Annotated in this window: 26 protein-coding genes and 2 pseudogenes; 12 read left to right on the top strand and 16 right to left on the bottom strand. The window is 71.4% G+C overall.

Annotation, left to right across the window (positions count from 1 at the left end; genetic code table 11):
- Nucleotides 1–131 precede the first annotated feature (131 nt).
- The 5 genes from ABIE67_RS44690 to ABIE67_RS44670 all read right to left on the bottom strand — a co-directional run bounded on the left by ABIE67_RS44690 (nt 132) and on the right by ABIE67_RS44670 (nt 3,463).
- Nucleotides 132–926 (bottom strand): SDR family NAD(P)-dependent oxidoreductase, encoded by a 795-nt coding sequence (locus tag ABIE67_RS44690; RefSeq protein WP_370267493.1) that lies wholly within the window; start codon nt 924–926, stop codon nt 132–134.
- Between the two features lie 201 nt (nt 927–1,127).
- On the bottom strand, nt 1,128–1,790 hold the full coding sequence (locus ABIE67_RS44685; RefSeq protein ID WP_370267490.1) for a hypothetical protein: 663 nt from the start codon (nt 1,788–1,790) through the stop codon (nt 1,128–1,130).
- A gap of 175 nt (nt 1,791–1,965) precedes the next feature.
- Complete coding sequence (locus ABIE67_RS44680; protein ID WP_370269568.1) at nt 1,966–2,577, bottom strand: PP2C family protein-serine/threonine phosphatase; 612 nt, start codon at nt 2,575–2,577, stop codon at nt 1,966–1,968.
- Nucleotides 2,469–3,032: a hypothetical protein gene (locus ABIE67_RS44675; RefSeq protein WP_370267486.1), complete on the bottom strand. Its 564-nt coding sequence runs from the start codon at nt 3,030–3,032 to the stop codon at nt 2,469–2,471. The genes ABIE67_RS44680 and ABIE67_RS44675 overlap by 109 nt, the downstream gene beginning before the upstream one ends.
- 257 nt (nt 3,033–3,289) lie before the next feature.
- Nucleotides 3,290–3,463, bottom strand: a complete 174-nt coding sequence (locus ABIE67_RS44670) for a hypothetical protein (RefSeq protein ID WP_370267481.1) — start codon at nt 3,461–3,463, stop codon at nt 3,290–3,292.
- Between the two features lie 639 nt (nt 3,464–4,102).
- Here ABIE67_RS44670 and ABIE67_RS44665 point away from each other — a divergent pair.
- On the top strand, nt 4,103–4,720 hold the full coding sequence (locus ABIE67_RS44665; RefSeq protein ID WP_370267478.1) for a TOPRIM nucleotidyl transferase/hydrolase domain-containing protein: 618 nt from the start codon (nt 4,103–4,105) through the stop codon (nt 4,718–4,720).
- 49 nt (nt 4,721–4,769) lie between these two features.
- On the opposite strand, the pseudogene ABIE67_RS44660 reads toward ABIE67_RS44665, so the two are convergent.
- Nucleotides 4,770–5,083, bottom strand: a pseudogene (locus ABIE67_RS44660) (hypothetical protein).
- A gap of 287 nt (nt 5,084–5,370) precedes the next feature.
- Here ABIE67_RS44660 and ABIE67_RS44655 point away from each other — a divergent pair.
- From ABIE67_RS44655 to ABIE67_RS44640, 4 genes are all read left to right on the top strand, one after another.
- Nucleotides 5,371–6,663: a hypothetical protein gene (locus ABIE67_RS44655; protein WP_370267474.1), complete on the top strand. Its 1,293-nt coding sequence runs from the start codon at nt 5,371–5,373 to the stop codon at nt 6,661–6,663.
- A gap of 245 nt (nt 6,664–6,908) precedes the next feature.
- On the top strand, nt 6,909–7,931 hold the full coding sequence (locus ABIE67_RS44650; RefSeq protein WP_370267470.1) for a zinc-dependent alcohol dehydrogenase family protein: 1,023 nt from the start codon (nt 6,909–6,911) through the stop codon (nt 7,929–7,931).
- Between the two features lie 237 nt (nt 7,932–8,168).
- Nucleotides 8,169–10,178, top strand: a complete 2,010-nt coding sequence (locus ABIE67_RS44645) for a spermidine synthase (protein ID WP_370267465.1) — start codon at nt 8,169–8,171, stop codon at nt 10,176–10,178.
- Nucleotides 10,179–10,328: 150 nt separating this feature from the next.
- On the top strand, nt 10,329–10,778 hold the full coding sequence (locus tag ABIE67_RS44640) for a hypothetical protein (protein ID WP_370267463.1): 450 nt from the start codon (nt 10,329–10,331) through the stop codon (nt 10,776–10,778).
- Here the strand turns inward: ABIE67_RS44640 and ABIE67_RS44635 are convergent.
- The 3 genes from ABIE67_RS44635 to ABIE67_RS44625 all read right to left on the bottom strand — a co-directional run bounded on the left by ABIE67_RS44635 (nt 10,750) and on the right by ABIE67_RS44625 (nt 12,715).
- Nucleotides 10,750–11,424, bottom strand: coding sequence for a hypothetical protein (locus tag ABIE67_RS44635; RefSeq protein WP_370267461.1), 675 nt, complete (start codon nt 11,422–11,424; stop codon nt 10,750–10,752). The genes ABIE67_RS44640 and ABIE67_RS44635 overlap by 29 nt on opposite strands.
- A gap of 124 nt (nt 11,425–11,548) precedes the next feature.
- Entirely contained in the window at nt 11,549–12,445 is an 897-nt protein-coding gene (locus ABIE67_RS44630) for a polysaccharide deacetylase family protein (protein ID WP_370267459.1), read from the bottom strand.
- Nucleotides 12,446–12,499: 54 nt separating this feature from the next.
- On the bottom strand, nt 12,500–12,715 hold the full coding sequence (locus ABIE67_RS44625) for a hypothetical protein (protein WP_030052320.1): 216 nt from the start codon (nt 12,713–12,715) through the stop codon (nt 12,500–12,502).
- A 205-nt stretch (nt 12,716–12,920) separates the two neighbouring features.
- Between ABIE67_RS44625 and ABIE67_RS44620 the strand changes: the two genes are divergently transcribed.
- Nucleotides 12,921–14,309, top strand: a complete 1,389-nt coding sequence (locus tag ABIE67_RS44620) for an MFS transporter (protein ID WP_370267451.1) — start codon at nt 12,921–12,923, stop codon at nt 14,307–14,309.
- 90 nt (nt 14,310–14,399) lie between these two features.
- Here ABIE67_RS44620 and ABIE67_RS44615 read toward each other — a convergent pair whose 3' ends face one another.
- Together ABIE67_RS44615 and ABIE67_RS44610 are read right to left on the bottom strand one after the other, a co-directional pair.
- Nucleotides 14,400–15,872 (bottom strand): aminotransferase class I/II-fold pyridoxal phosphate-dependent enzyme, encoded by a 1,473-nt coding sequence (locus ABIE67_RS44615; protein ID WP_370267446.1) that lies wholly within the window; start codon nt 15,870–15,872, stop codon nt 14,400–14,402.
- Nucleotides 15,873–16,078: 206 nt separating this feature from the next.
- Nucleotides 16,079–16,324, bottom strand: a pseudogene (locus ABIE67_RS44610) (DUF1275 family protein); the annotation flags it as partial.
- 256 nt (nt 16,325–16,580) lie between these two features.
- Here ABIE67_RS44610 and ABIE67_RS44605 point away from each other — a divergent pair.
- Nucleotides 16,581–16,805 (top strand): hypothetical protein, encoded by a 225-nt coding sequence (locus tag ABIE67_RS44605; RefSeq protein WP_370267441.1) that lies wholly within the window; start codon nt 16,581–16,583, stop codon nt 16,803–16,805.
- Between the two features lie 119 nt (nt 16,806–16,924).
- Here ABIE67_RS44605 and ABIE67_RS44600 read toward each other — a convergent pair whose 3' ends face one another.
- Together ABIE67_RS44600 and ABIE67_RS44595 are read right to left on the bottom strand one after the other, a co-directional pair.
- Complete coding sequence (locus ABIE67_RS44600; protein WP_370267437.1) at nt 16,925–18,172, bottom strand: cation:proton antiporter; 1,248 nt, start codon at nt 18,170–18,172, stop codon at nt 16,925–16,927.
- 3 nt (nt 18,173–18,175) lie between these two features.
- Nucleotides 18,176–18,646: a cation:proton antiporter regulatory subunit gene (locus ABIE67_RS44595; protein WP_370267432.1), complete on the bottom strand. Its 471-nt coding sequence runs from the start codon at nt 18,644–18,646 to the stop codon at nt 18,176–18,178.
- A gap of 269 nt (nt 18,647–18,915) precedes the next feature.
- Between ABIE67_RS44595 and ABIE67_RS44590 the strand changes: the two genes are divergently transcribed.
- From ABIE67_RS44590 to ABIE67_RS44575, 4 genes are all read left to right on the top strand, one after another.
- Nucleotides 18,916–19,911: a HAMP domain-containing sensor histidine kinase gene (locus tag ABIE67_RS44590; RefSeq protein ID WP_370267428.1), complete on the top strand. Its 996-nt coding sequence runs from the start codon at nt 18,916–18,918 to the stop codon at nt 19,909–19,911.
- Complete coding sequence (locus tag ABIE67_RS44585) at nt 19,908–20,561, top strand: response regulator (protein ID WP_370267423.1); 654 nt, start codon at nt 19,908–19,910, stop codon at nt 20,559–20,561. The genes ABIE67_RS44590 and ABIE67_RS44585 overlap by 4 nt, the downstream gene beginning before the upstream one ends.
- Before the next feature lie 90 nt (nt 20,562–20,651).
- A complete protein-coding gene (locus ABIE67_RS44580) occupies nt 20,652–21,452 on the top strand; it encodes an alpha/beta fold hydrolase (RefSeq protein WP_370267418.1) in 801 nt (266 codons plus the stop codon).
- 159 nt (nt 21,453–21,611) lie between these two features.
- On the top strand, nt 21,612–23,165 hold the full coding sequence (locus ABIE67_RS44575) for an MFS transporter (RefSeq protein WP_370269566.1): 1,554 nt from the start codon (nt 21,612–21,614) through the stop codon (nt 23,163–23,165).
- 54 nt (nt 23,166–23,219) lie between these two features.
- Here the strand turns inward: ABIE67_RS44575 and ABIE67_RS44570 are convergent, their stop codons facing one another.
- Entirely contained in the window at nt 23,220–23,663 is a 444-nt protein-coding gene (locus tag ABIE67_RS44570; protein WP_370267413.1) for a hypothetical protein, read from the bottom strand.
- A 210-nt stretch (nt 23,664–23,873) separates the two neighbouring features.
- On the opposite strand from ABIE67_RS44570, the gene ABIE67_RS44565 reads away from it, so the two are divergent.
- A complete protein-coding gene (locus tag ABIE67_RS44565; RefSeq protein ID WP_370269564.1) occupies nt 23,874–24,344 on the top strand; it encodes a cation:proton antiporter regulatory subunit in 471 nt (156 codons plus the stop codon).
- 115 nt (nt 24,345–24,459) lie between these two features.
- On the opposite strand, the gene ABIE67_RS44560 is transcribed toward ABIE67_RS44565, so the two are convergent.
- Both ABIE67_RS44560 and ABIE67_RS44555 read right to left on the bottom strand, forming a co-directional pair.
- Nucleotides 24,460–25,677 (bottom strand): cation:proton antiporter, encoded by a 1,218-nt coding sequence (locus ABIE67_RS44560; RefSeq protein WP_370267407.1) that lies wholly within the window; start codon nt 25,675–25,677, stop codon nt 24,460–24,462.
- Between the two features lie 546 nt (nt 25,678–26,223).
- Nucleotides 26,224–26,511 carry a DUF3040 domain-containing protein gene (locus ABIE67_RS44555; protein ID WP_370267402.1) on the bottom strand — a complete coding sequence of 96 codons (288 nt, stop codon included), beginning with the start codon at nt 26,509–26,511 and terminating at the stop codon, nt 26,224–26,226.
- Nucleotides 26,512–26,826 lie beyond the last annotated feature (315 nt).

Raw genomic sequence — 26,826 nt, 5'->3', positions numbered from 1 at the left:
GACGCACCTTCACACAGCAATGGTTCGCCGCGCGAGCGGCATGTACGTGGCTCTCCGAGTGCCGCGACCACGGCAAAACAAACCATGAGACAGTCCGGGGCGGGCTGCGACGTCAGGGCAGGATGGGGATGTCAGGGCAGGATGGAGTCGACGTACCCGCCGTCCACCCGCAGTGCGCCGCCGGTGGTGGCCGAGGCCTGGTCGGAGCTGAGGTAGACCACCATGTTGGCGATCTCCTCCGGTTCGATCAGGCGCTGCAGCAGGCTCTGCGGGCGGTGCTCCCGCATGAAGGTGCGCTGGGCCTCGTCCCAGGGCACCTCGCGGTCCACCAGTTCGTAGACGAAGTCCTCCACGCCGCCCGTGTGGGTGGGGCCGGCGATGACGGAGTTCACCGTCACGCCCGTGCCGGCCGCCTGCTTGGCGAATCCTCGGCTGACCGCGAGCAGCGCTGTCTTGGACATGCCGTAGTGGATCATCTCGGCCGGGGTGACGATCGCCGAGTCGCTGGCGATGTACTGCACACGCCCCCAGCCTCGTTCGGTCATGCCCGGCAGGAAGAGCCGCGTCAGGCGTACGGCGGACAGCACGTTCACCTCGAAGTAGCGCCGCCACTCCTCGTCGCTGATCGCCAAGGGGTCGGCGGCGCCGAAGACGCCGAGGTTGTTGATGAGGACGTCCACCTCCGGCAGCATCTCGGCCACCTGGTCGGCGCCCTCCTGCGTGGTCACGTCCGCCGGCACCGGCACCCACGACGCTCCGGGCACCTCCTGTGCCAGCTCGGCGACGCTCCGCTCCACCCGCTCCGGGTTGCGGCCGTTGACGCCGACGCGGGCACCGGCGCGCGCCAGACCGGCGGCGATCGCCGCGCCGATGCCCTGGGTGGAACCGGTGACCAGAGCGGTGCGGCCCTTCAGATCGATCTGCATGTCCGGCAGCTCCTTTCTGTGCCCTTCGCGTCCTGCACATGCGATCGCCGGGTACCCGGGGAGATCAGTTGCACACGCGCTCTATAGGCAAGCACTCGAATGAGGCGCACGCAACGAATGTGGGGCGCGCAGGAGCTGGATCAGGCGGGTGCCCAAAGCGTCGACGTCAGCGTCCCGTTGAACTGCGTTCCCGCTCGACCGCTACCGGGTGAAGACCTCGTTCCGGGTGGACCCGGTGGAGCAGAGCTTCTTCTCGTCGGCCGTCATCTTGCGGGACTTGACCACGACCGCGTTGTGCTTGCCGTCCGTGCCGTTCGGGGCGGGGCCGGTGATCACGTCGGGTACGAACCAGTAGTAGTGGCCCCACTTGGGGTCCTCGTAGTGGGTCTGCCAGGTGCCGGATATCTGCTGCATCACCTGGGCGCGGGAGATCCAGCCCACTTCCCCGGGCCGCACGGTCACGGTGAAGGTGCTGGTCTCCGTGTGCGAGCTCTGCCAGGTGTAGTTGTACGTCGCGGTCACGCTGGCGGTGACGATGCCTTCGATGCCTCCACCGACGGTGACCGAGCCTCCCACCGAGTGGGAGGAGCCCACGGTGTCCGCCCACGACATCGTCTGGGAGGCGGGCGAGGCCGTGCAGTTGTAGAGCAGTTCGGAGACCTGGCGGGGCTTGCCGAGGTAAGCCTGGCCGATTTCCGGGGAGTTGAAGCTGCACTTCCCTTCTCCGGAAGCGCAGTCGGCCACGATCTGCTCCGCGGTGGGCTGGTCATCGGCCACAGCGGGCACGGCAGCCACCGCGATCGTCCCGAGCGCGGACGCCGTCAGCGCCAGCGTGCGGCCGCCGTACCGCAGTGTGCGGCTCATCGTCATCTTTGTTGCCTCTCACCGTACGTGGGGGGTCGGTGAACACGCGGCCCCCTGTTACGGCGGGGGCCGCGGTCACCGTGTGATGCCCACGAGGCTCACGTAATCGACGACCGAGCTACACCAAGAACTCGCAAAGTTGTATTTGATTTCCAAAAATGATGAACAGTCAATTTCATTGCCGGTAAGGGTTCTTGGGCAAGGAGAGGGCGAGAACGGCCCGGTCGTCGTCGTCCGACCGCGCCGACCAGCGTTCCGCGTCGGTCCGGACGAACGACACGACCGTCTCCGGGCGGAGTACGCGCTCGCCGGAGAACCGTTCGCCGAGCCGTTCCTGGACCGGGTAGAAGACGCCGTCCGCGTTGCGCGCCTCGCTCACGCCGTCCGTGTGCAGGACGAGCACCTCCGAAGGGCGGAGCGGGTGCACCGTCGTGTCGACACCTCCGCCCGGCGCCAGTCCGCCCAGCCCCAGTGGCAGTCCGGGCGCCGTGACCAGCCGACGGGCGCCCTGCGGGCCGACCACCCGGGGCGAGGGGTGGCCGCGGTCGACGATCCGTACCTCGCCGCCGTCCGGCGGGAACTCCAGCACCAGCGCGGTCACGAACAGCTCGGGATCACTGTCGTCGCCGACCGGGCTGTTGCGGGCGATACTGAGCTCCAGCCGCTCGGCGAGACTGCTCAGGCTCCGCCACTCATGGGCCGAGACCCGGAAGCTGCCCAGCACCGCCGCGACCGTCTGGACCGCGTCCAGCCCTTTGCCGCGGACGTCGCCGATGATCGCCCGCACCCCGAAGGGCGTCTCGCACACGTCGTACAGATCCCCGCCGACGAGCGTGCCGCCCTCCCCGCCTCGTAGAACCCGGCGGCGCGCACCGGCCCGAGTCTGCGCGGTACGGGACGCAGCAGGGTCCGCTGCATGGCCTCCGCGACCGAGCTGGCCCGGATCAGATGTCGCCGCCTCGTCTCCCGCTGCCGGGCCAGCGCGACGCCGGCGATGCCGATGAGGGTCGTGGCGATGTAGACGGCGATGTGGTGCTGCTCGTCGAAGTGGCCGGGGCGCCGGGCGGCCATCCACATCTGCAGTCCCAGGCACACCACGGCCGACATCGCGGTGCCCCGCGGGCCGCGCGTCGCGGCGGCCAACGGCGGTACCGCGATGAGCATGAAGCTCACCGGTTCACGGCCCCTGACGATCACTTCGGCGAGCACGTCGACGAGGACGCGGCCAACGGCAGCCACCACACCCACTCGCGCAGGGAGGGCGGTCGCAGTTCGGGGCGGAGGTTGTGGCCGGTCATGGCGCGACCTGGTTTTCCTGCCCGCCGGGGCCGGGCGCGGAGTCCGTGGTCTCGGGGGCCGTCGTGCAGGGGGCCGTCGTCGTGCAGGGGGCCGTCGTCGTGCAGGGGGCCGTCGTCGCGCAGGGGGCCGGTCGGCGGGCCATCGGGGGCGGCCCGGCATGGCCGGACCGATGCGGGCTCCGTGTCAGCCCCGCCCGCCGGTCATGGCAGCCGCCTGTCACGAGGTGCCCGCGAGCCGAGCTGCGGGACCCTGCCGAGCGCCACGAGCCGATGGCGTACGGCGATGACGACGACGGACGCCGCCAGGATCACCGCGCCGCCGAAGCGGAGGATCGTGTCGTACGTCCGCGCGGCCGGCGAAGACTCAGCGCGCATGAGCACGTTCCTCTCAGGCCGACGCCGCCGCGGCGTCGTTGGGCGGGCCGGGCATGCCATCCACTGCCCATTGTCGGCCGACCCCGTAGGGACCGCAGCCCGACCGATCCGTACCGCTCCAGGTCGCTGAGGGACGAAGACGGGCCGCGACGCCGGCGGAAGAGCGTCGTGCCGAGCAGATCCGGACGCTGCTGGAGTTGGTCCGATACGCACGGGAGGCCGAGGGCGTGGCGCACGCGCAGCCGCGCCGGTAAGAGGTCGGCGACGAGTGGTACGTGACGGCCGGGCCGGCGATGGACGGTCTGCGCATGGCCGAGAAGGGCGTCGAGTCGTTGTGCGCAGCTGAGCTTCACACACCGGCGTCCGCCTACGCCCGCGCCCCGCAACCAGCCGGTCTGGCAGGACCGCGGCGAAGGAAGCCCGGCCGAGTCCTTCGAACCGTTCAAGGCCGAGTTTCTCGCCGCCGCACGCCGCGGTCCGGACTGACATCAGGGCTGCGCTGACATCACTCGCCGCGACGCCTCGCAGTACCCGAAACCCCCGGAGCAGGTCCGCTCCCGAAGACTCCCGAAGCCTGGGGGAGCGCGTCCGGCGAAAACGCTGTGCCGCGCCGGCTCCCGCAGGAGCAGAATCGCACCCATGGCGGACATGCGAGCGTTCCGGGACGCGGTCACCGGCTGGGCGGCGGGCAGCCCCGGTGGACCGGCCGCCGAGCTGGCCGTGCGGCTGCGCGTGCGTACCGCGGTACTGCTGGAAGGGCCGAGCGACCTCGCGGCCGTCGAGACGCTGGCCGCGCGCCATGGCCGGGACCTGCCCGCCGAGGGCATCTGCGCCCTGCCGATGGGCGGGGCCATGAGCGTCGGCCGCTACGCCGGCCTTCTCGGGCCGCCCGGGTTGGGGCTGCGCCTCACCGGACTGTGCGACGAGGGCGAGCAGCGCTTCTACGACCGCGGCCTCGAGCGGGCCCGCGCGCCGCGGACAGGGTTCTTCGTGTGCGTGTCGGACCTGGAGGACGAGCTCATCCGCGCACTGGGCGTGCCGCGGGTCGAAAAGATCGTCGAGGCTGAGGGCGATCTCCCGGCCTGGCAGATCTTCGTGCGCCAACCCGCACAACAGGGCCGCCCCCCGCAGCAACAGATGCGGCGCTTCCTCGGCACGAAACGAGGCCGCAAGATCCGCTACGGCCGTCTCCTCGTCGAGGCCCTCGACCCGCAGCGCGTCCCCGCTCCCCTCGCCCATCTGCTCGCGAGCCTGTGATCCCAGGGCCGGTCCGGACCGGCCACAGCGCCGGCGTGAACTGCCCCGCCTACCCGGGAGCGTTGAGGCGAGCCCGCCACAGGTCACGCAGCAACGCGATCTCGGCCATGTGGTGAACGAACTCCAGGTTCGCTCCCCACCGCACGGAGATGAACGGCTCCCCGGGGGCGGAACCGTACGGATACTGCGAGAAGCCGACCGTGTCGAGCTCTGCTTTCCATTCGACCAGCAACCGGGCACCGGCTCCCACAGGTACCCGTCGTCCCCGAGCCCCGTCAGCCGCGCCTGCGCCATCTCCCTGGCGCGGTCGAACTGGTCGATCAGCACGCCCAGTCGGTCGGTCCGCACGCCCTCCGGCTCCATGCCGGCCTCCTCACGGTCGCGTCTCGCACGAGGCTGCGCTCGCACCCAAGTCACCGAGCCGCCCCATGGGGTGCGACCGATTTCCCCGCCCGCGAGACGCGACACCGCGTTGGACCGGGCCGTGCATACGCGTACCCGCCAACCGCCCCCGTTGAGCGGCTTCGGCCGCACCCGAATCGGGGCCGGGACCGGTCCCGGCCCGCCGGTGGTCGAATGCGCTGACGTCAGGAGTGCCACCTGGTCACCGGCCGGGGGTGGCTCACAGGTCACGGGACGCGGAGAGTCGGATGAGAAGTCCGGTACGTGAAGGTGTCATCGCTCTGGCTGCGGCGGCTCTGCTGGCATCCTGCAGCGCAGGCCCGACGGAGGAACGCGACAGTTCGGCGGGCACCGGGTCGCCGCCGGCCAAGCCCACCCGGAAGGCTCTCGACCTCAGCGGCGATCCACGGGCCGCGGCGCCCTCGACGTTCGACAGCAACGTGGCCCATGTTTTGCCGACGGGCCCTGAGGGTTACCCCACCATCGCTCTGTACGGGCGCGCGGCCTGGCTCTCGCACGCGTCCGGCGTGACGGTGTACGACCTGGCCACGGGCAAGACCGTCACTGACATCACGACCCGGAACGCGCCCACGTACGACCTGCCGGCGCCACGCGATCTGAGCGAGAAGCAGGCCGAGATGATACGAAGCCGCGTGTCCTTCCCTGTACCGGTGCGGATCGGCGGCGCACCGGCCATGCTCACCGTCGTGCCCGTCCAGCTCGCCGAGCAGGGCGGCGGTTCGGCCCAGGCCGGGTTCGAGGTGATCGCGGCGCGGGCGGACGACGGCAAGCTGATCTGGCGGCTTCCCGTGGACATCTACGGCGACCCGGTCGGCAAGCTCGGCGCGCTCCAGGTGTCGAGCGGCGACGGCGTCGCGACCGTCACCTGGACGGAGGACGGCTACCCGACCGGCACCTTCGCGGTCTCGTTGGACGAACCCCGCATGCTGTGGCAGCGCGCGGGCTTCTGGAAGGTCGGCGGATCCGGCGACGCCGTGCTGGGCTTCCGCGAGGAGCCGGACGAGGACTACTCGTTGGCCGGTGTCGCCGCGACCGACGGGCGCGACCTATGGGTCAAGGAAGTACCGGACGGCACCACCTGGTCGATCGCCTCGAACGGCGCCCCCTTGGCCAAACTCGACGACGACAGCGAGCAGGCGAGGCTCATCGAGATCGCGACCGGCGACTTCGTCCTGTCCAAGCGGGGCGGACTGACCAAGCGCATGCACTGCGACCACGGCGACGACGGCACCGTCCTGCTGTGCGCCTCGAAGCAGGACGGCGCGATCGCGGTGGACGACGCCGGCAAGATCCTGTGGCGCCGGGCGGCGGGCGACGGGCCGGACGACTGGAACGGCACCGTGGAAGCCGAGTTCAAGGACGCGTTCTACGTCAAGGGCAAGGATGGAGCGTTCGTGGTCGACGGGCGTACCGGACGAACGGTCAGCGCCGAAGCGGGCGTTGTCCCCGATCGCGTCAACGCCTACGCCGCGCTCGTGTACACCGGCACCGGCACCGAGGTCCACCACGCCGAGCCCTGAGAGGAACCGACGGCCGACAGGCGATCTCGGTCCGCGCCGAGCCGTCCGCCCTGCGCCCGGGCGCCTGTGGCCGGCCGGCCTGGCCCCGTCAGGGACTGATCCGAACGGACGCTCGGGCACGCGGGTGATACGGCGGCCGACACCTCACGTAACGCACCGCGCCCACCGGGCCGGGCCCTACACATGGCAGGAAGCCGTCCCGGCCGCCTGCGCGGCCGACCCGAAACCCCAAGGAGCAACACCTCATGCGCGCTGCGGTACTGCACGCTCCCGGCGACATCCGGGTGGAAGAGATCGCCGACCCGACGATCACCGCCCCGACGGATGCCGTCATCCGGCTCTCGGCGGCCTGCGTCTGTGGCTCGGACCTGTGGCCCTACCGCGGTGTCGAGGCCGTCGACGGGCCCACCCCGATGGGGCACGAGTACGTCGGCGTCGTCGAGGAGGTCGGCAGCGAGGTCAAGAGCGTCAGGCCCGGCCAGTTCGTCGTCGGCTCCTTCGTGGCCTCCTGCGGCACCTGCGAGATCTGCCGCTCCGGCTACCCCTCCTCCTGTGTGAACCGCGTGTTCATGTCCCAGGTCGGCACCCAGTCCGAGCGCGCCCTGATCCCCCACGCCGACGGCACCCTCGTCGCCGTGCCGGGCACCCCGGACGCCGGCCTGATCCCCGACCTGCTCGCCGCCTCCGACGTGCTGGGCACCGGATGGTTCGGCGCGGTCGCCGCCGAAGCCGGGCCCGGCAGGACCGTGGCCGTCGTCGGCGACGGCGCGGTCGGCCTGCTCGCGGTCCTGGCCGCGCGGCAGCTCGGCGCGGAACGGATCATCGCGATGAGCCGCCACGAACCGCGCCAGAAACTCGCCCGCGAGTTCGGCGCCACCGACATCGTCACCGAGCGCGGCGAGGAGGGCGTGGCGAAGATCAAGGAGCTGACCGGTGGCCTGGGCGCCCACTCCGTCGTCGAAGCCGTCGGCACCCAGGAATCCATGCAGCAGGCCATCCGCTCCACCCGCGGCGGCGGGCACGTCGGCTTCGTGGGCGTCAGCCACGACGTCACCCTCAGCGGCGAGGAGCTCTTCTTCGCCCAGGTCCACCTGCACGGTGGCCCCGCGCCGGTACGCCGCTTCCTGCCCGAGCTGATCGACCTGATCTGGCAGCGGAAGATCAACCCCGGCAAGGTCTTCGACCTCGCCGTCCCGCTCGAGGACGCCGCCGAGGCGTACAAGGCGATGGACGAGCGTCGCGCCATCAAGGCCATGCTCACCGTCTGACCGAGCCCTCCCTGCGGGGGCCGCCCCGCACCGTACGGGGCAGGGCGGCCGGGGCGCCCGCGCCCGCCCCTCCCAGGAACCGGTTCTGGCCACCGCCCGCCCCTTCGACCCTGCTCGTGCGCTGACCCGTCATCAATGTCCGCGGCGCACACCGGCAAGGCATCTCGACTCACCGACGTGAAACTGGCACCGTAAACCGCCATGAAGTTGACCAAATCCGGGCAAACGGAAGCCTCGGTGCGCTGGAGGCTCGTGCTGGCCAGCACCACCATGCTCTTTGTCGAGCTGGCGCTGATCAGATGGGCGGGCGCCAATGTCGTCCACCTCAGCTACTTCTCGAACTTCATCCTGCTGGGCTCGTTCCTCGGCATCGGCCTCGGGTTCCTGATCCCCGCCGCGCGCGGACAGTGGCTGAAACGCTGGACACCGATCCCGCTGGCACTGCTGGTCGTCCTCGTGCGCGCGTACCCGGTGCAGGTGCGTCAGAGCAGCAGCGAGGTCATCTACTTCACCGCCGTGAAGACCACCGGCCTGCCCCAGTGGGTGACGCTGCCGGCCATCTTCCTGCTGACCGCGGTGATCATGGCGGGGATCGGCAAGATCACCGCCGACCTCTTCCGCCAGCTCCCCTCGCTCGACGCCTACCGCTACGACCTGCTCGGCAGCATCACCGGCTCGGTCTCCTTCGCCGTGCTGTCCTGGCTCCGCGCCCCCTCGGTCGCGTGGGGCGTACTCGCCGCCGTGGCCCTGCTGGTCCTCGGCGGGCGCCGCAACACGCTGCTGTACGGCATCCCCCTCACGGCGATGGTCGCCGCGCTGTTCCTGGAGTCGACCACGGCCGGCGTCTCCTGGTCGCCGTACTACAAGATCGAGCTCAAGGAATCGCCGACCACCACCCGGACGTACTACATCTCCGCCAACGGCGTGCCGCACCAGAGCACCGCGCCGCTGCCGGTGCTGATGCGGGAGAACTCGCCCTATCGGCAGGCCTACGACCAGACACCCAACAATCCGCACAAGCGCGTACTGGTCATCGGGGCCGGCAACGGCAATGACGTCGCGGTCGCGCTGGCGCACGGAGCGGAGCGCGTGGACGCGGTCGAGATCGATCCCCGGCTTCAGGAGATCGGTGCGCAACTGCACCCCGCCCGGCCGTACGACGACCCCCGGGTGCATGTGTACATCGACGACGGGCGGGCGTTCCTGGAGCGGACGAACGCCAAGTACGACCTCATCATCCTGGCGCTGCCGGACTCCCTGACGCTGGTGTCGGGGGCGAGCAATCTGCGGCTGGAGAGCTACCTGTTCACGCGGCAGGCGTTCGAGGCGGCCCGCGACCATCTGACGCCTGACGGCGCGTTCGCCATGTACAACTACTACCGCAAGAGCTGGCTGGTCGACCGTTTCGCAGGTGACCTCGACCAGCTGTACGGCCACGCGCCCTGTATGACGACGTTCAAGCGGAACGCGGCGGTGCTGGTGGCCGGGATGACCCCCGCCGACCAGTCCTGCAAGCAGATCTGGGAGCCCAGCGGCCCGGTCCCGGCGGCCGCGACCGACGACCACCCCTTCCCCTACCTGCTGCACCGGAGCATTCCCACCATCTACCTGGGCGCCCTGGGCGCGATCCTGCTGGTGACGCTGCTGGCGGTGCGCCTGGCCGGGGTCCGTATCCGAAGTACGCTCCGCTACACCGACATGTTCCTGCTGGGCGCGGCCTTCATGCTGCTCGAAACGAAGAACGTGATCGGCTTCGCGCTGTACTTCGGTACGACCTGGCTGGTCAACGCCCTCGTCTTCTTCGGTGTACTGCTCTCCGTCCTCGCCGCGGTCGAGGTCCGGCGCAGGTTGCGGCGGGTCAACCAACTCCTGCTGCAGCTCATGCTCTTCGCCTCGCTCGCCGTGGCCTGGCTCGTTCCGACACAGGCCGTACTCTCCCTGCCGCCCGTCGGCCGGCTCGCCGCCGCCATCGCACTGGCCTTCGCGCCCATCTTCTGCGCCAACCTCATCTTCTCCGACCGCCTCGCGCTGGCGCCCGACCCGACATCCGCGTTCGGCGCGAACCTGCTGGGTGCGCTGACGGGGGGCGCGCTCGAGTACCTGGCTCTGGTGACGGGCTATCAGGCTCTGCTGTTGGTCGTGGCCTTGCTGTACCTGGGAGCATGCGTCGCCATGCGCATCGCCGGACGCGGGCCGGGCGGGCAGGAGACGCGGATGCCGGACGAGACGGTGTCCGTCAAGAGCTAGCCACGACGCGGCACGCGGCCATGGCGTCGGCCGAATGAGCCGACCGGTAGGCGTACAACCCCTGCTCCGCGTCCCGTGTCTTCATCACTGACCGGAACTCACCGGAACTGACCAGAGCGCCCATTCCAACTCGTTCCAACGGGGGAACACATGAGCTTGGCCCGCACTCGCACCCACCACGGCACGGCCGCAGTCCTCACCGCCTTGATGGCGGCCGCTCTCGGTGCCGCCGGCGCCGGCGCCTCGAACGCCGGCACCGACACGCCGCAGACACGGCAGATCGCCTCTTCCGTCCTCGGCACCGACTACAAGATCACGCTGACCGCGCTCCGTTCGACGCAGGACGAATACGCCGCCTCTGTCCGTCTGCAGGTCTACACGCAGGCGAAGGGCGCCTGGAAGGAGTCGGACCGCGTCACCGTCGGCGAGGTGGACGGCTGGTTCTGGTACCCCCTCACCGGCACGGGCGCCGTCTGCCAACTCTCCACCGCGAGCACCGAACCCGCACCACTGACGGTGAGCCTGCTCCTCACACCGTCCCTCGGCTGCTCCGAACCCACCAACCTCGTCATCAAGGAAGGCCGCGTGTACGCGGGCTGAGCGACCTACGCCGTCGGGCCCCGGCCGGCAACCGCAGAGGCTTGCCCGTCGTGAGGGTCGGCGAGGTTGCACCGCCGGCGAACCCGCAGCGCCCCGTCGACGGCCGTGGCTCTCCCCTTCTCCTCGGCCCGTCGGCGAGGCCTGCGGTCAGCGTGTCGGCGGCCACCACTCGAACAGCAGCCTCGTCGCGTCGTCCCGGAGGCGGCCGGGCTGGGCGTCCAGGATGGAGTGGATCAGTCGCCGTAGGGTCCCCGGGGCCCGTTCGCCCGCGGCGGTCGCCCGGATGGCCGCGCCGCAGGGAGACCGGTGTGAGGGTCGGTGAGTGCACCGCGAGCACGCCGAGCCGCTCCGCGCCGTCCATCAGCGGGAGCCAGGCCGTCATGCCGCCGGCCTCGGACTCCTCCACGCGCAGGGACTGGGTGCGACAGGCCCAACCGGCGAGCGAGTCGTCGACCGGCAGCACGGGGGACGCGTCGGTCAGCGGGAGCAACTGGCGCTGCCAAGGACGGGCCGCTGCCCGCTCAACTGCGGCTGATCCGGTGCAGGACTCCAGGATCCGCCTCTGGACACCCGTGTCCGTCGAGCGCACTGCGAGGTACGGCACGGTTCTGCCGGAGCCCAGCAGGTCCAGGTCGGCGCGGCCCATGCCGGCCAGCGTGTACGGGGCCAGCGGGGTCCGGCCTGGTCGTCGCCCACCGTGCCTTCGATCAGCCCTGTGCCCTGGCACGGCGTTCAGCAGGCATCTCCTGGAGAAGTGCGCCGACCGCCGCTCATCGCAGAGTCGGGTTCTGGGACCAGACTTGCTGAAGGGGCCGGTAGTCGATCACGTGGATGTCCTCCTGCCGGAGAGCGTCACGGGCCTGCGGCGAGGTCAGGAACTCGTAGTCGGTCCGGCGCACGCGCCAGCCCTCGTCGGCCGCCTGCGACGCCTCGTCGCCAAGGCTGGGATGCACCGCCCATTCATTGAGCCCGGCGGGCAGGTCACGCAGCAGCTGCGCGTATCGGGCGGCCTTTCCCGCAAGGTCCAGTGAGAAGCTGTCCAGGAAGTCGTTGTCGGTGACCGGCAGCCCACGTCGCCGCATCGCCCGGCGCGCCGGTTCGAGCCAGACCCGGACCGCCAAGCCGTACTCCGCGGCCAGCATCACGGTCAGGTCGAGGATGTCGTCGCGGCCGCCGTCGGCCAGGCAGTGGAAGTCCAGGTGGGTCGGCGTGAGCCCGGCGTCGGCGACGGCATTGATCTGAGCACGGAACTCGAGTTCGACCTCATCAGGGCGCGCTCGGCCGAGCAGGGCCTCCCGTCCGGCGGGCGTCGGCGGAAACAGCCCGCCCGCGGGGTCCAGCAGTGACGAAACTCGTTCCTTGCCTGCCAACGGCCCCCACGGGATGCCGGGCAGGTCGCAGACCAGGGTGAGGTGGATGCCGAACGGGAGGTGCGGGCGCCGGCTGAGCAGTTCCATGGCCTGCGGCGCCGCGGGGCACGGGACCATCAGGCTGCACGAACTGGCGACGCCCTCCTCGACCGACTCGATCACCGCGGCGTTGACCGCTGGATACATCCCGAAGTCATCGCAGTTGACGATCAGCAGGCGAGCGTCCGGCGGGTATCCCAGTAACTCACTCGACCACACTACGGGCGTGACGGTCGCGGGTTCGATGATGTCGTCCACTCCCGCAGTCTGAGGCCCCGCCAGACGCCTCGCTCGGGAATTTGGCGCCGGCTGTCAGCGGTTCCACGCCTCCGGGCCGCCACCGCGCCACTCGATCAGCCCCGTCTGCCGCACGTACTCGGGATCCGCGTCCTCGATGCCCGCCCGGCGCAGGAACTCGGCGACGTCCAGGAGGCCGTACGCCATCCCGAGGAACTGGTCGTCCACGCGTACGCGCCGGCCACCGTCCTCGGCCGGCGGGTAGACGACGACGGGCTGCGTGCTTGCCATGGGACCAGGGTGCGGCGTGGGGCGCTCACCCGCATGTGGGGCGTGGCCGCGGGCGTCTCGGGGAGTCCGGCCGAGGACGTGGCCGTGGCCGTGGCAGGGGCAAGGGGGGGAGGACGGATACGGGAACCCTTCGGTGAAACCCGAGGGCCACCCAACTCCCTCGCACCAGGGCGTATGACCCATATGTGGCTTAATGTGGCTCTGGATGTACGGCCTTCCCGAGTCGGACCCTGAGTCCGAGCGACGACGGTCCTGGGCACCGCTGCTGGCGGTGTGCGCCGGGTATTTCATGGTGATCCTGGACGTGACGGTCCTCAACGTCGCCGTACCGGTGATCGGCCGCGACCTGTCGACCTCGCTCACCGGGATCCAGTGGATCACCGACGGCTACACCCTGGTCTTCGCCGGATTCCTGCTGACGGGTGGTGCGCTGGGCGACCGGCTGGGCAACCGTCGGGTCTTCTGCGCGGGAGTGTCCGTGTTCACCATGTCCTCGGCCGCGTGCGCGCTCGCGCCGAACGCCCCCTCCCTGGTGACGGCCCGGCTCGTGGAGGGGCTCGGCGCGGCACTGATCGTGCCCGGTTCCCTGGCACTGCTCCAGCAGGCGTACCCGGGGCCGGCCGCACGCTCACGGGCCTTCGGGCTGTGGGGGTCGATGGCGGGCATCGCGGCCTCCGCCGGCCCGCTGCTGGGCGGGCTGCTCGTCTCCACGGCGGGTTGGCGCTGGGTGTTCCTCATCAACCTGCCCGTCGGCGCTGTGTGCCTGCTGCTGACGCTGCGCCACGTGGCGCGCTCGCCCCGGCACGCCGGCCGGGCCCTGGACTGGCCGGCCCAGTGCGCGGTCGTGGCGGCGGTGGCACTGCTGACCGCGGCGCTCAACGAGGCCGGACGGCGGGGCTGGTCCGATCCGGCTGTGCTCGCCGGGGTGTGCCTGGCCGTACTGGCCGCCGTGGCGTTCGCGGTCCGCGAGCGACTTGCCCGCTCTCCCGTGCTGCCGCTGGATCTGCTGCGTTCTCGTGCGATGAGCGGCGGAGCGGTCATCGGCCTGCTGTTCAACTTCGGCTTCTACGGCATGCTGTTCACCGCCAGCCTGGCGTTCCAGCACCACCGCGGCTTCAGCGCCCTCGGCACCGGACTGGCCCTGTTCCCGGCGGTGGCGATGACCATGTTCGCCTCCGTCCTGTCCGGGCGGCTGACCGGGCGAACCGGCGATCGTCCGCTGGTCATCTCCGGCATGCTCCTGGCCGCCCTGGGGCTGGCCGGCTGGGCCGCCGCGGGAGCCGAACCCGCCTACGCGCTGCTGGTGGCGCCGATGATGGCCGCGGGGTTCGGCACCTCCTTCGCCCTCACCGGCTCGACCGCCACCGTGATGGGTGCCGCGCCCCCGGCGTACGCGGGTGCCGCCTCGGCCCTGTTCAACACCACCCGCCAGATCGGCAGCGCCACCGGGGTGGCCCTCGGCGGCAGTCTGCTCGCCTCGGCAACCGACTACGACACGGGGCTGCGGACCAGCATGGCCGTCGGCGCGCTCGCCTACCTGTCCGCCGCCGCCCTCGCGTGGCTGTGCGTGCCGGGCAGGTCCGAAGGGACGTAGTGCGAAAACGTGAGGCGTTCCGGCCCGGTCAGCCTCAGCCTTTCCTCAGGTTCCGGCTCGGTCAGCCTTCCTCAGGTTCCGGCTCGGTCGTCAGTGCTCGGCGACGACCCGGATCGTGCTCAGCTGTTTGTCAGCCGCGTCGGGCAGATTCATACCGGCCCCGACACCGGTCCTCAGGTAGCGCAGGACGGGCTCGGTGAGGCGTTCGCCGGGGAGGACGGCGGGGATGCCGGGCGGATACGGCGTGATCATCTCGCCGGCGATCCGCCCCTCGGCCTCGTCCAGGGGTACGTCCGTATGGGTGCCGAAGTAGGCGTCGCGGGGCAGGCGGACCTGTTCCATGCGCAGGTCGGCCGGGGCCGGCACGTCGACGCGGGGTGCGTCCCGCACTTCCTCGGCGTGGGCGGCCAGTTCGCGCAGGGCGGTGAGCAGCCGGACGGTGGTCCGGTCGTCGTCGGCGTGGGTGAGCTGGGCGCTGACGCGCCGGTGGTCGAAGAGGTGCATGTCGATGTGGTGGTGCTCGCGCAGCCAGTCGGCGGCCCGATAGCCGGTGGTGTCCAGGGCGTCGATGTCGATGACGACCGGAAGGGGGTCGAATTCGGCGGCCCGCCCCGGACTGCAGAAGTCCGCGGCGTCGTTGACGTGGAAACCGTCGATCTCCTCGATCGCGGCACGGGTGCGGGAGGCCAGATCCAGTGCCCGGTCCATCAGTTCGTGGCCGTGCTGGACCATTTGCCGGCGCCACGCGTCGATCCCGGCGTACAGCAGGACGTTGGGGCTGGTGGTGCCGAGCAGGTCGGCGCGCGCGGCGAGTTCGGCGGGGTCCAGGAGATCGCCCTGGAGGTGGAAGACCGAACCCTGTTCCAGGCCGCTGCCCATCTTGTGGATGCTGGTGACGCAGACGTCGGCGCCCGCGTCCATGGCCCACGACGGCAGTGCGTCGTGGAAGGGCAGGTGCGCTCCCCACGCCTCGTCGACGATCAGGGGTTTGCCCCGGCGGTGGCAGACCTCCGCGATACCGCGCAGGTCGGCTGCCGAACCGTACGGGGTCGGGCTGGTGACGAGGGCACCGTCGGCGTCGGGATACTCGGTGAACGCCTTGTCGTAGGCAGCGGCCGACGGAGGATGCGCGAGGTTGCGGTCCGCGTCCCACTCCGGTTCGACCCACACCGGCCGGACGCCGGACAGGATGAGCCCGGCGACCACGGATTTGTGGGCGTCCCGCCCGACCAGGAGGCTGTGGCCCGGACAGGTCACCGTCAGCATGGCCGCCTTCACGGACAAGGAGCTGCCGCAGGTGGAGAAGAACGTGTGCTCCGCGTGCACGGCGTCCGCCATCAGCTTCTCGGCCCGCTCCAGCACCCGGCCCCGCAACAGGCGATCGTCGAGTCCTCCGTCTGCCAGCACGTCACCGAGATACACCGCGTCGCCGAGGACGGCGCGTGCCCTGGGGTCCGCGCCGCGTGCCTGTTTGTGACCGGGCGGGCTGAAGCCCAGTTCGTCGGCCTCGTGGTAGCGGGAGAGGGCGTCCAGGACGGGCGCCTCATCGTGGTTCGGACGCATGCTTGCGGAGTTCCCAGGGCGACCATGTGCATGCCTCCACTCCCTCCGGCGGCGCACGGACGTCCGCCGGACAGGCGTAGGCCAGCGGCGGCACACAGACGGCTCAGTCGCTCGGCACCCGTCGGGCCCGCCGGATGGGCCACGTATCCCCGATGCCGGCCAGTACGCCCGCCGCGGCGACAGCAGCGCCACGTCAGGCCCGCACGCAGCAACAGCGTGCCGACGGCCGCATCGACGAGGACCGCCACGACAGCGGCGACGCGGTAGGGCCGGGCGGTGTCCGGCGTGCCGCCGCCCACCGCCGACTTCCTGATCCAGGTGACGAGGGTGCCGGTCACCAGGGTGGTGTTCAGGCTCTCCCCCAGCCGCCACATCGTCGCGCTGCGCACCCCCATGGCCGGTGCCGTCAGCGCGATCACGGCATGGTGCCGCGGCACCGGATCGCCCCGCACCGCGTGCAGACCGAGCGCCGTCGGCGCGGCGTCCACGAGCAGGGGGGGACGCGAGGGTGGCGGAGGTCAGGAGCCACCGGCACGGGCGTGCGGCCGAGGCGGCTGCCGGCCACCGTGCCGACCGCGAAACTGGTCGCCGCGATCAACGGGCACGCCTACGCCGGAGGCCTGATCACCGCCGCCGTGTGCGACTACCGGGCGGCGGTGGCCGAGGAGACGCGCTTCGGGCTCAACGAGGTGCCGACCGGGGGTCCCTGTGCCCGCCAAGTACGTCCGCCTGCCCGCCCACGCCTGGGGCGATCCGGCCCCCGCCCGCACCAGCCTGCTGGGGGAGATCTTCGCCCCCGACCAGCCGCACGCCCTGGGCACGGTGCCCGAGCCGACTCCAGCCGGGGCCGTGGCCGCGCCGGCCGCCAACTCGCCCACCGGACCAGGAGGTTGCCGATCCCGCACACCGCCGAACAGCTGTCGGCCTGGGTGACCCCGCGGCGCAGGCCGTTCCCCGGCGCCGATCCGCTCCTGGTGCACGGGCGACGACGTGCCCTCGCCGACAGCGGGCCGCTCGCGTTCAGGGCACCCGGTGACACCGGGTGCCCTCCCTCATGCCGGGCCGACCGGACCGTTGCCCTGGACCGCCTTCGCCGACTCCTCCGGGGTGGGCGCTTCCGCCGGGCGCGGTACGGGCAGGGCGCGGCGGCGGGCGATCCAGGCGGCGGCCGGCTCGGTGAAGCGGGCGGTGAGCGGGCCGAGGACGACGAGGAGCAGCACGTAGGCGGTGGCCAGCGGGCCCAGGGAGGGCTCGATGCCCGCGGTGACGGCGAGGCCGGCGATGACGATGGAGAACTCGCCGCGGGCGACCAGCGTGCCGCCGGCCCGCCAGCGGCCCTTGACGCCCACTCCGGCGCGCTTCGCGGCCCAGTAGCCGGTGGTGATCTTCGTGGCGGCCGTGACCGCGGCCAGCGCGAGGGCGGGCAGCAGTACGGGCGGGATGCTCGCGGGGTCGGTGTGCAGGCCGAAGAAGACGAAGAACACGGCGGCGAAGAGATCCCGCAGCGGCGCGAGCAGGTTGTGGGCGCCCTCGGCGACCTCGCCGGACAGGGCGATGCCGACCAGGAACGCGCCCACGGCCGCCGAGACCTGGAGCTGCTGGGCGATCCCGGCGACCAGCAGGGTCAGGCCGAGGACCACGAGGAGCAGTTTCTCGGGGTCGTCGCTGGAGACGATGCGGGAGATGTGCCGCCCGTATCGCACGGCCAGCAGCAGGACGAGGCCGGCCACGCCGAGGGCGATGGCCAGGGTGAGACTGCCCGCCGCGAGCCCGGCTCCGGCCAGCAGGGCGGTGAGGATCGGCAGGTAGACCGCCATGGAGAGGTCCTCGAGGACCAGGATGCTCAGGATGACCGGGGTCTCCCGGTTGCCGAGCCGTCCGAGGTCGCCGAGGACCTTCGCGATGACGCCGGAGGAGGAGATCCAGGTGACCCCGGCCAGGACGACGGCGGCGACCGGGCCCCAGCCCAGCAACAGGGCCATCGCGGCGCCGGGCAGGGCGTTGAGCGCCGCGTCGACGAGACCGGCCGGGTACTGGGTCTTGAGGTTGGAGACGAGGTCGCTGGCCGTGTATTCGAGGCCGAGCATGAGCAACAGCAGGATGACGCCGATCTCGGCGCCGATCGCGACGAACTCCTCGCTGGTGCCCAGCGGGAGCAGGCCGCCCTCGCCGAAGGCGAGCCCGGCGAGCAGGTAGAGGGGTATCGGGGAGAACTGCAGGCGCCCGGCCAGCCGGCCGAGGAGTCCCAGTCCGAGAATGATCGCGCCGAACTCGATCAGGAAGACCGCGGAGGAGTGCATCGCTCACTCCCGCCCGAGTATCTCGGCGGCCGCCTCCACACCCTCGCGGGTGCCGATCACGATCAGGATGTCGCCGCCGGCCAGCCGGAAGTCAGGGGTCGGCGAGGGAATCGCCTGCGCGCGCCGGAGCACCGCGACGAGCGAGGCGCCGGTCTCGGTGCGCATCCTGGTCTCCCCCAGGACGCGCCCGTTCCAGTAGGAGGCCGCGGACAGCTCCGTGCGTTCCGCCACCAGGCCCAGATCGGTGGTGGACAGCAGGTTGGGGCTGTGGTGGGACGGGGCCAGCGCGTCGATCAGGGAGGCCGTCTCCGGCTCGGTCAGATGCAGCGACTGGGCACACGCGTCCGGGTCGTCGGGCCGGTAGACGTTCACCGTCCGGGTCCCGTCCCGGTGCGCGATCACCGACAGATGGCGGTGATCGCGCGTGGTGAGGTCGTACTGGACACCGATACCCGGCAAGGGTGTGGTGCTCATCCGCGGAGCAGGCACAACCCCTCCCTCCCTCTTCGTCGCGACCGTGGAGCGCGCGCGGCGGGCCGGTCTGCCGATCCGCCGCGACGAAGGTCATCGTGCCAGGTGCGAACAGGCCGGGAACATGGGTGTCAGCACGGATGGACGGGCCGCGCCCCAGCGGTCAGAGTGGTGCGGGGCAGTGGGTCCCGCCGCAGGTCGGAGCCCCCGGGGGCCGTTCGACGGCGGCAGGAGACAGTGGAGGTGAGGGTCACCGGGAAGGGAACGCGATCATGACGTTGTACTGGCGGATCTTCCTGCTCAACGCGGCGGTGTTCGTCACCGCGGTCCTGCTGCTCCTCGGCCCGGTCACCGTCTCCACCCCGGTCCTGTTCGGCGAGGCGCTGGTCCTGCTCGCCGGGCTGGTGGTGATCCTGCTCGCGAACGCCCTCCTGCTGAGGATCGGACTCGCTCCGCTGGCCCGTCTCACCCGTGCCATGGCGACCGCCGATCTCCTCAGACCCGGCAGCCGTACGACCGTCACCGGACCCGGCGAGATCGCGGAACTCACCAAGACCTTCAACGCCATGCTCGCCCGGCTGGAGTCCGAACGGGCCACCAGTTCCGGCCGGGCCCTGTCCGCGCAGGAAGCCGAGCGTCAGCGCCTCGCCCAGGAGCTCCACGACGAGGTCGGTCAGACCCTCACGGCAGTCCTGCTCCAGCTCAAGCACGCGGCCGACCACGCCCCAGAGACGGTGCGCGGCGACCTGCGCCAGGCGCAGGAGACCACCCGCGCCGGCCTGGAGGAGATCCGCCGGATCGCCCGCCGCCTGCGCCCCGGGGTCCTGGAGGAGCTCGGCCTGCACAGCGCCCTGCGCGCCCTCACGACCGAGTTCACGACCTCCCGGCTGAGTGCGACGGCCCACATCGCGCCGGGCCTGCCGCCCCTCGCCCCGGCCACCGAACTCGTCCTCTACCGCATCGCCCAGGAGGGACTCACCAACACCGCGCGCCACGCCGGTGCCAGGCGCGTCGAAGTCCACCTCGGCCCCCTGCCGGACGCCCGGGTGGAACTGCTGGTCCGCGACGACGGCCGGGGCATCGGGAGCGCCACCGAGGGCGCCGGCATCAGCGGCATGCGGGAACGGGCCCTCCTCATCGGAGCCGACCTCACCGTGGGCCGAGGCCCGGACGGCGGCACCGACATACGGCTGCACGTGACCGACAGCGCCGCCGACCACCGTCCCCGGGAGACCGCCGACCGATGTCCCCGGGAGACCGCGCGATGACCGCACCCGCCCGCATCCTGCTCGCCGACGATCACGCGCTCGTCCGCCGCGGCGTACGCCTCATCCTCGACGCCGAACCGGACCTGACCGTCGTGGCCGAGGCAGCCGACGGCGCGGAAGCGGTCGCCAAGGTCCGGGACACCGACATCGACCTGGCCATCCTCGACATCGCCATGCCCCGCCAGACCGGTCTGCAGGCGGCCCGCGAGCTGTCCCGGATCCGCCCCGGACTGCGCACGCTGATGCTGACGATGTACGACAACGAGCAGTTCTTCTTCGAAGCGCTCAAGGCCGGGGCCTGCGGCTACGTCCCGAAATCCGTCGCCGACCGCGACCTGGTCGAAGCCTGCCGTGCCGCCCTGCGCGACGAACCCTTCATCTACCCCGGCGCCGAGTCCGCTCTCATCCGCACCTACCTCGACCGCGCCCGCGCGGGCGACCGGCTGCCCGCGCGCCCCATCACCGAACGTGAGGAGGAGATCCTCAAGCTCGTCGCCGAGGGGCACTCCTCCAAGGACATCGCCCGCCTTCTCGTGATCAGCGTCAAGACGGTCGAACGACACCGCGCCAACCTTCTCCAGAAACTGGGCCTGCGCGACCGTCTGGAACTCACCCGCTACGCCATCCGCGTCGGCCTCGTCGAGCCGTAGCCCCGCGTGACACTCCGCGCGGGCCCGCGCCGACTGTGCGACGGTGGCAGTACTGCCGCACGGCCGTCCAGGAGGCTGATGATGGGCGAGATGATCAACGCAGGCGGCGTCGAACTCTGGGCCGAGCGCCGGGGCCAGGGTCCCGACGTCCTGCTCATCGCGGGGCTCGGCGATCCCGCCGAAGCGTGGCAGGCGCAACTCGACGGACTCGCCGATCGCTACCGGCTCACCGCCTTCGACAACCGCGGCGCCGGGCGTACGCCACCGCCCGAGGAGCCTGTCACCGTCCAGCAGATGGCCGACGACGCCGCCGCACTGCTGCGCGCGCTCGAGATCCCGGCCGCCCACGTCGCCGGCTTCTCGGGGGGCAGCTTCATCGCCCAGGAGTTGACGCTCCGTCACCCCGACCTCGTCCGCAGCCTCGTCCTCATGAGCACGATGGGTCGCCCGGACGCCTACTTCCGCACCATGGCGGGCTTCTGGCACTGGATGGTCGAGCGCGCACCGAGCGAACGCGCCATGCTCGAAGCGTTCTACCTGTGGGTCTACACGCCCCGCGCACACGCCGACGGCACGGTTGCCCGGTTCGTCGAGGAGACGCTGGCGTTCCCGCACCCTCAGTCCGTGGAAGCCTTCCAGGGCCAACTCGCCTCGTTCAGCGGCCATGACACGCTGGACCGGCTGGCGGATATCTCCGTCCCGACGCTCGTCCTGGCCGGTGAACTCGACCTAGCCACGCCACCGCGATTCGGTCGCGCGGTCGCGGAGAGGATCCCGGGCGCCGAGTTCGAAGTGCTGCCCGGGGAAGCCCATCAGCCCTTCCAGGAGGACCCGGACATGTTCAACGCCCGTGTGGACGCCTTCTGGCGCCAGGTGGAGGCAGCGGGCTGACGGAGCCGAGTGCGGCCGGGGGCACGGGTTTGGCCCGCTGGTGACGCGGCGTCGTCCGGTCGGGCGCATGCTGGACGGGTGAGTGGCACGCACTTGCGGCGTGGCGATACCGCGTCCTCACCCCGGTCGGCACCGCGACAGACGGTGGCGCTCACGGCGATGATGTTCGCGGTCGCGATGACGTTCATCGACCAGACCATCGTCGCCATCGCCGCCCCCGACATCGTCCGTGAACTGGGCCTGTCCGCCTCCGGCATGCAATGGGTGGTCAACGCCTATCTGCTCGCCCTGGCCGCGTTCTTCGCCCTGGGCGGCCGTCTGGCGGACCTGTACGGGCCGCGCCGGATGGTCGTCATCGGCACGCTGGTGTTCGTCGTCTCGTCGGTGCTGTGCGGCTGTGTCCCCAAGGGGGGCGCGGCCCAGGGCTGGCTGATCGCGTTCCGGGCCACCCAGGGCTTCGGGGCGGCGCTGCTCTTCCCGGCGGCGCTGGCCGTGGTGGTCGCGGTGTTCCCGCCCGACCGACGCGGTCGTGCCCTCGCCCTGTTCTTCGGTCTCTCCGGCGCGCTGACCGCCATCGGGCCGCTCCTGGGCGGCTGGCTCACGGGGTGGACCTGGCGCGCCGTGTTCTGGGTCAACGTCCCCGTGGCCGTCGTGGCGCTGGTCCTCACCGCGTTGGCCCGCATCGCTGACCGGCGACGTCCCGGCACCCTCGACATCCGCGGCGCCGTCCTCATCGCCGTCGGCATGGGCCTGAGCGTCCTCGGCTTTCAGCAGGCGTGGTCCTGGGGCTGGGACAGCGCGGCGACCTGGGTCTGTATCGCGGGCGGCCTCGCGGTGCTCGGCGTGTTCGTCGCATACGAGGGACGCGTGCGCCATCCGCTGATCGACCTGCGTGTCTTCAAGGACCGGGCGTTCACCGTGGACTCGGCGGTGCTGTTCTTCTCGATGCTGGCCTTCGTACCGCTGTTCTTCTTCGCCTCCGTGTACGCCCAGGTGTGTCTGAGCGCCTCGCCCAACCAGGCGGCGCTGTTCCTGCTGTACTTCTTCGCGGGCTTCGCGATCGCCTCCCAGTGGGGCGGCCGGATCCTCGACAAACAGGGCGCCCGTCCGGCCCTGAAGATCGGCACCGTCCTGGGCTGCGTCGGATTCGCCCTGTGGGCGGGCGAGCTCACCGACCTGAGCATGCACGACCAGTGGCCGTACGCGGCCCTCGCCGGCGCCGGCATCGGCTTCATCCTCGCCCCGGCCTCCACGGACGCCGTCAACCGTTCCATCGGTGCCTCCTACGGGGAGGTCACGGGCATCACCCAGACCGTACGCAACTTCGCGGCCAGCGTGGGCCTGGCCGTTCTCGGCACCGTGCTGACGCACGTCACCCACACCAACGTGGTGAACACCCTGGAGGACCGCGGTCTGCCCCCGAACGTGGCGCACGACGTCGCCCGGGACATCACCGAGTCCATCACGGGCAACGGCGACTCCAGCCCGCCCACCGGCACCGGCCCCGCCGCCACGACGATGCGGGACGCGATGGGCGCGGTGCGCATGGACTTCGCCGAGGCCAACCAGTGGGTGTTCTACGGCATGGCCATCGCCCTGGGCATCGGGTTCCTGTGCGCCCTTCGCCATCCGGGCGGCCGTGCGGTGACCGCCGACACCCCGGAAGAAGCAGGGGCGTTCACGGACCGGCCCGACCAGCGCGCAGGTGCGTGACAGGGGCGGGCGGCCCGCCCGTGACCGTGACGGCGGCGGGCGGCCCGCTGTCGGTCAGGTGTCGTACGGCGTCTCGCCGGTCTCCAGTGCCGTGGGGCCCGCTCCGGCGGTGAGGCGGCGGTAGGCGGCGCGGGCATGGAGCAGGCGCGCCAGGGCCGTGCCGACGAGGGCGGCGACCAGCAGACAGGTCAGCCAGAAGGTGTCGCGGTGCGCGACCCAGGTGAGGATGCCCGCGGGCGGGATGGCGAAGCCGTTGAGGAAGAGCCAGCACAGCAGGGCGGTTCCGGGGGCCGCGGTGAAGCGTGCGCACAGGCCCAACAGGGCGGCCAGCAGGGACAGCACGGCCAGGGCGAGCCCGGGGCGGTCGGTGCCCACGAGGGAGTTGAGAACGGACACCAGCACCAGGGCACCGCCGAAGGCCGCGGCCCACACCAGCGGGGTGGCGACGGGCCGTGGGACAGGTCTGGCACCGCTGCTGAGGGACACCCACTCGATCATGCTGACGTTTCCTCCCCATCTCCCGATGCGGACGGAGGCGGGGCTCCGGTCCCCCGGCATCGGCGCCCGTGGATCCTGGCCCCGCATTGTCCCAGGCGGCCCACGGCCGTCTTCCCGGCGGTCAACTCCGGTCGCTCGTTAGGGTGTCATCAAAGGTTGTCCGAAGAAACACCCGAACCAGACAGGGGGACAGTCGTGGGTGTGCCGCGTCTGAGCAGTACGCCGTTGCCGGGGATCGGGGTCCGCTACGACCTCACGATCCGGGAGCGGCGTCGTCTGTCGGTGGTCGCGCACCGGGACGGGACGCGGACGCTGAACGCGTACCGGCAGGACGATCCGGACGCGTGCGCGTTGTCGGTGCGGATGACGTCGGGAGAGGCCGAGGCCCTCATCGACGCCCTGATGCCGGCGCACCACAGCCCGAACCTGCTGTCCACCACCGAACTGGGCCTGGTGGCCGAGCGGATCGAGTTGTCGTCGGTCTCGCACTGGAACGGGCGGGTGCTGGGCGACACCCGGATGCGGACCGAGACCGGCGTGTCCATCGTGGCCGTCCTGCGACGCGCCGAGGCGATCCCCTCCCCCGGGCCGGACTTCCGGCTGGTGGGCGGCGACACCCTGATCGTGATCGGCACCCGCGAGGGCGTGGACGCGGCTGCGGGGATCCTGGCCCGGGAGTGACCGGGCGGCCCGGCGTGGCGTGCCCGTGCGGACAGCACAGCCCGGCATCACGCCCGCACTGCCGGCATCACACCCGCACTCCAGCAGGACGCCCGCACTTCCCGCACCGGGCGGCTCAGCCCTTCGCATGCGCGACCTCGGCGGGCCCGGCCACCGTGGTCGCGTCCGGCGACTCGCGCGGCGGGCGGCGGGTGAGGCGGCGGGCCATGGGCTCGGTCCAGCGGGCGGCGAGCGGCCCGAGGACGACGAGGATCAGGACGTAGGCCGTGGCCAGCGAGCCGATGCGCGGTTCGACGCCGACGGCGAGTCCGGCGATGACGATGGAGAACTCGCCCCGCGCCACCAGGGTTCCCCCGGCCCGCCAGCGCCCCTTCGACGAGATTCCGGCACGGCGGGCGGCCCAGTAGCCGGTGGCGATCTTCGTGAGGGTCGTGACGACGGCCAGGGCGAGGGCGGGCAGCAGGACGGGTGGGATGTCGGCGGGGTCGGTGTGCAGGCCGAAGAAGACGAAGAACACCGCGGCGAACAGGTCCCGCAGCGGGGTGAGGAGATTGCCGGCTCCTTCGGCGACCTCGCCGGACAGGGCGATGCCGACGAGGAACGCCCCGACCGCCGCCGACACTTGGAGCTGCTGGGCGATGCCCGCGACGAGCAGGGTGAGGCCGAAGACGACCAACAGGAGCATCTCGGCGCTGTCCGAGGAGACCGCACGGCTGATCAGACGGCCGTGCCGCAGCGCCACGTACAGCACACCGCCGACCGTGCCCAGGGCGATCAGCAGGGTCACCGCGCCGCCCGCCAGGCTCACCCCGGCCAGCAGGGCGGTGAGGATCGGCAGGTAGACGGCCATGGAGAGGTCCTCCAGGACCAGCACGCCGAGCACGACCGGGGTCTCGCGGTTGCCGAGCCGGCGCAGATCGCCAAGGACCTTGGCGATGACGCCGGACGAGGAGATCCAGGTGACACCGGCCAGGGCCACGGCGGCGATCGGGCCCCAGCCCAGCAGCAGGGCCATCACGGCCCCGGGGGCGGCGTTGAGGACGAAGTCGACCGCGCCGGAGGGGTATTGGGTCTTGAGGGTGGCGACCAGTTCCGAGGCGCTGTACTCCAGGCCGAGCAGGAGCAGCAGCAGGATGACACCGATCTCGGCGCCGGTGGCGACGAACTCCTCGCTGGCCTGCAGGGGAAGGATGCCGCCTTGGCCGAAGGCGAGTCCGGCGAGCAGGTACAGGGGTATGGGCGAGAAGCCGACCCGGCCGGCGAGGCGGCCCAGCAGCCCCAGGACGAGAATGATCGCCCCGAGTTCGATGAGCATGGCGGCGGTGTTGTGCACGGGCGTCGGACCTCCGTGATCGGTTCGGCGGCGTCTGTGCCTGTCGCGGGTGCAGGCGGCCGGGCTTGAGCTCCGGACGGGCCGTGGAGTGCTGTCGCTGATACGCGCGCGATCGCCGGGGCCGGTCGGCTTCGCGGTGTCTCTCGGCGAGAGGGTTGCCGAGGTCGGGTACCGGAACCGAGCGCGACGGATCAGCGAGCGGTGAGACGGGGCCGTGCCCTGACGGCGGGCTCGGGCGGCGCGCTTGTCAGCGCGCGGAGCGCCAGTTCGGGCCGGCGGCGCTGTCGGTATCAGGAACGCCGTCGCGGGCGGCGTTCTCGACGCGCACGGGGACGGTGACGCGCACAGAGATGACTCGGCTCATCTCACGCCCCCATTCACGTCGGCCTGAGATCGGCGACGGCCACCAACGACTGAGCAAACCCTCGCTCAACGGAGCGTAAGGGCTCGGTAAAGGATTCTAGCGCACCCCAACAGCTGATCATCGTACGGACATTGACCCGTCGTCATGTGCAGAGGCTCGGCGGCGGGGCTCGGCGCAGGGCCTCAGAGGAAGGGCGGCAGGCGGCGCTCCGGTCGCGCCCGATGGGGGTCGAGCAACTGCACGGCGACACCGGCGAGAACCAGGCCCGCGGCGATGAGCAGCCCGTCGGCCAGCGCGACGCCGGTGACCAGTACGCCCACGGCGATCAGCAGCATCCACCAGGCGCCGGTACGCCGGTACTCGCGGGGCGGGGCGGGGCGCCCCGCGCGCAGGGCCTCGGCGAACCGGGGATCGTCCCGTGCGAGTCGTGCTTCGAGAGCGACCAGGCGCTCGTCGTCGGACTGGGGCATGGCTCCTCCTTCCCGGAACCCCGCACCGTCGTGGTACGGGTGAGACGGTGGGCCGACGGACCATGGGTGGTTTCTCCGACGCCCGCGTCATGCGCGGTCGGGCAGGCTCTCGGCGTTCCACGCGTCTGCCGGGCGGGGACGCATCACCGGTGGGCGCACCACTGGTTGCGCACACAGCCCGGCATCGCCTCTCCCCCCACTCCCGTCATCACGCCCATCAGTCATCCTTCCTGGTGGCGGACACGCACAAACGCTCGAAGGAGGACCTGCACGAACCCTGCCGACGACATCCGGCGGCCCTGCACCGAGGCGCAC

Origin of the sequence: Streptomyces sp. V4I8 (assembly GCF_041261225.1) — a bacterium.
Taxonomy (GTDB): domain Bacteria; phylum Actinomycetota; class Actinomycetes; order Streptomycetales; family Streptomycetaceae; genus Streptomyces.
This window is presented reverse-complemented; position numbering and strand designations above follow the sequence as displayed.